This is a genomic window from Methylomagnum sp. (assembly GCF_054333355.1).
On sequence record NZ_JBTEKS010000407.1, the window covers coordinates 1 to 3858 of the forward strand.

Annotated in this window: 3 protein-coding genes; 1 reads left to right on the forward strand and 2 read right to left on the reverse strand. The window is 64.9% G+C overall.

Annotated features, from left to right (window positions below; all coding sequences use genetic code 11):
• Both moaB and ACXWUF_RS20190 read right to left on the reverse strand, forming a co-directional pair.
• A partial coding sequence (moaB, locus tag ACXWUF_RS20185) for a molybdenum cofactor biosynthesis protein B (RefSeq protein WP_458496363.1) occupies positions 1-493 on the reverse strand: 493 nt, incomplete at its 3' end.
• Between the two features lie 161 nt (positions 494-654).
• Positions 655-2172, reverse strand: coding sequence for a TolC family protein (locus tag ACXWUF_RS20190; RefSeq protein ID WP_458496364.1), 1518 nt, complete (start codon positions 2170-2172; stop codon positions 655-657).
• A gap of 617 nt (positions 2173-2789) precedes the next feature.
• Between ACXWUF_RS20190 and ACXWUF_RS20195 the strand changes: the two genes are divergently transcribed.
• Positions 2790-3833: an efflux RND transporter periplasmic adaptor subunit gene (locus ACXWUF_RS20195; protein WP_458496365.1), complete on the forward strand. Its 1044-nt coding sequence runs from the start codon at positions 2790-2792 to the stop codon at positions 3831-3833.
• Positions 3834-3858 lie beyond the last annotated feature (25 nt).

Below are 3858 nucleotides of genomic sequence, written 5' to 3' on the forward strand. Positions count from 1 at the left end.
CCACCAAGTTGCAGGGCCGGGTGCGGTAATCCAGTTGGTCCCGGATGAGATTATCCCAACCCGTGCGGCACGCCCCAGACGAACCCGGCAAACAGAAAACATAGGTGCCATTGGCGACCCCGGCGATAGCGCGGGATTGGATGGTCGAGGTTTTAATTTCCTGGTAGGAAACGGCCCGGAACACCTCGCCGAAGCCGTCCAAGGTCTTGTCGAACAACACCGCCACCGCTTCCGGCGTGCCATCCCGGCCCGTCACGCCGGTGCCGCCGGTGGTCAGCACCCCCTGGATGGCCGGGTCGGCGATCCACTCGGACACCACCGCCCGGATGCGGTAAATGTCATCCGGCACGATGCGCTTGGCCGCCAGATTGTGGCCCGCGCCGGTCAGCCGCTCGGCCAGGGTCTTGCCGGACACGTCGTTGTCTTCCGTACGGGTGTCGGACACGGTCAGTACGGCGATGTTGAGGGGGATGAAGGCGCGTTCGGTGGTCATTTAATTCGGTCTCTCGGAAAGAATATTGGAACGGAAATAGCCAAGGGCCGCGTCGTGGGAGCGGGCTTTAGCCCGCGACAACCGCGCCGGAATTTCCCGCCACCGCCCGGCGGACCATCAGCACAATGTTTCATTGGTTTGGACATAGTAGCGCAGCCCGGCTATTTCACCGCCCCCAAATCCAACCGCCCAATCGCCTGCGCCAATTGGGCCTTGCCGATCCGCCAGTTGTACTGCGCCTGCACCCGCTGGAACCGGGCGTTGGCGAGACTGGCCTCGGCGTTCAGCAATTCCACGATGTTGCCCGCCCCGGCCTTGTAGCGCCCCAAGGCCACCGCCTCGCCCTGGGTGGCGCTCGCCAGCAAGTCCTCGGTGCTGCTCAGGGTTTCCCGCGCCGTGTTCAGATTGAAATAGGCCCGCCACACATCCAGCGCGATGGACTGATCCAGCTTGTCGCGATTGGCCGCTTGGACCGCCGCCTGCTCCTCGGCGGCGTGAATCTGGTAAGTGTTGGAGAACCCCGTGAACAGCGGCACGGCCACCTGCACGCCCACCACCCAGCTTGAAATGCTCTGCACGCCGATGGAGTCGGAATAGGTGTAATTGCCGATCAAGGACAGGGTGGGCAGGCTCCCGGAGCGGGCCGATTCAATGCCCGCCTCGGCGGCTTTGATCTGGGCCTCGGCGGCGGCGAGATCGGGCCGCGCCGCCTTGGCTTCCTCGATCAAGGCTTGCACATCCCGCTCCCGCGCCGCGTCGGGACTGTCGCTGGCGGGCGGCTCGATCTTCAGCGCGTCGCTGGGCTTCAAGCCCATCGCATTCGCCAGCGTGCCAAAAGCCACCCGCGCATTGCCCGCCGCCGTCTGCCGGTTGACCTTGGCCTGCGCGTAAGCGGTCTGGGCTTGCAGCTTGTCGGCCAGCGCGGCGGCACCGACTTCGTAGCGATAGGCGGCGGCTTTCAGCGCTTCTTCGTTGGACTTTTCCGAGGACTCGGCGGCGTCCAGCGCGGCATTGGAAGCGAACAATTGGTAATAGGCCTGAATGGCCGAGAACAGCACCGTTTGCAGCGTTGCCGCGTGGCTCCAATTGGCGGCTTCCAAGGTCCGCCGCGCCGTCTCCACCCTGGCTTCCCGCCCGCCGAAATCGAACAGCAGGTAATTGAGGCTCAGGGTCGGCGCGATGCGGGTGATTTCCGTTTGCCGGAAAGCGCCCCCGGCGCTAGTCCCGGAACCCGTCCCCGCCACCGGGATGGCGTTGGAAAAGCCGCTGCCAGCGGTGTTCTGACTGCGGGAGAACGGCACCGACAAATTCAGGGTCGGGAGGTAAGCGGCCTCCGCCACGCCCAGTTGCGTCGCCTGGAAGCGGGCATTGGCCCAGGCTTGGCGGGTCTGGGGGTTGTGGCAAAGGGCTTGGTTCACCACGTCCACCAAGCCCCAAGTCTTGGGCGGGCGGCGGTCGAGGCGGCAGGGTTCGTCCCCGCCCTTGTCCGGCGCGGCCCGGCCCGGCGCGGGCGCGACGGACTCGCGGGTTTCAAACGGATCGTCGGGATAGGGCGGAAAGTCCTCCGCCCACGCCGCGCCAGCCAACAGAAACAAGCAGGCGGACGCAATCCGGCGCAAGGCCGTAGGCTGGGTTGAGGCACGAAACCCAGCGTTCCAAAGCGTGTAAGCCTTACTCATGCGGACGAAACTCCGCTCGGGGACGCTGCTTAGGGGACGGTAGATAGCACGCAATCGCAGGAAAATCGGGAGCATTCAACAAGCCGGGAGAAAAGACGGGAATGATGGCCACCGTGGCCTTATCGGGCAGCGGCGCCCTGCGTTCAGGGCTATACGTAGTATGGCGACATGGCCGCGCTGGCGAAAGCACTTTCCGGCAGGTGAGAGAGAATCGAAAAGCGGGAGTCCGAAGCTTGCTTTGGTGCAAGCGTCGCCAAAATAGGAAACCGCTCGCGCCAAACAATGTTGACTCCAGGGCAATCGCGCTATCGTCAAAAGCCGCCCGTTTTCTCCCTCTCCAGCGGGAGAGGGCTGGGGTGAGGGGGATTCAAACGTGATTTTTCTGCCTTAACTCTTTCAACATGGCACCCAAAAAGCTCAGACCGGGATAGCCATCAACGTTATCTTTTTTGATCCGCTCACCCTAACCCTCTCCCAGAGGCGAGAGGGGAAAAAACAGCCGCTCCCAACATAGCGCGATTGCCCTGATGTTGACCCTTGGCGGCTTTATGAACCCAGCCCCGCTGAGGTATAGTCGCCCGCTTTTGATCCGGCCCGCCACGCCCCACCTCCCTTAAATGTTTCTCCGCCGCACCGCCTTATTGCTCAGTCTGGTCATCGCTTGCCCGGCCTGGGCCGACGATGACGATGACGAGGCAAGAGAGACCCCCCGCTCCGCCGCCCCAACAGCCCGCCCAAACCAAACGCCCACCGCCGCCCAAGCGGGGACCGTGCGCCTGACGGCAGGGCGGCAAACCGCCAGCGGCTTGGCGGTGGAAACCCTCCGGGCGGTGAGCTTCCAGCCCGAGGCCACGACCTACGCCAAGGCGCTGGACATCCAGCCATTACTGGCCCTGCGGGTCCGCCACCGCGCCGCCCAAACCGACGCCGAAGTCGCCGCCGCCGCGCTGAATCTCGCCGAAAAGAACCGCGCCCGGCTGACCTCCCTGCACCAAGCGGAAATCATCGCCAGCCGCGAACTGGCCCAGGCCGACGCGCAATGGCGGGCCGACCAAGCCAGGGAAACCGCCGCCCGGCGCTTGATGGGCGAAATCCGCCGCGAGGCCGAACACGCTTGGGGCGTGACGCTGGCCAGGTTGGCCTTGGACGGGGACGCGCCGTTGTTGAATGATCTCGCCGCGCACCGCCGCGTGCTGCTGCTGGCCGCATTGCCCACGGGGCAAGCCGCGCCGAGCCAGAGCGCCGGGCTGTTCATCTCGCGGGGTTCTGACCGCGCCCGCGCTATCCGGGCCGAATTGATTTCCCCGGCACCCGCCACCGACGAATTGGTTCAGGGCGAGACGTGGTTCTTCCACGCGCCCGCCGATAATCTCCGCGCCGGAATGCGGGTGAATGCTTGGTCGCCCCTCGGCGGCGGCACGCTGGAGGGCGTGTTCGTGCCTCTCTCGGCGGTGGTTTGGCAGGATGGCAAACCGTGGATTTATCGCCGGGTTGGCGGGGATGGCTTCGCCCGTGTCGAAATCGGCGCTCATCGGGAATATGGCGGCGGTTGGTTCGTGGCGCAAGGCTTGGCGGCGGGCGAAAGCATCGTCGTGACGGGCGGGCAGATGTTGCTGTCGGAGGAGTTCCGGGGGCGGATACCGGATGAGGATGATGATTAGTGGGAGTGGGCTTCAGCCCACGATC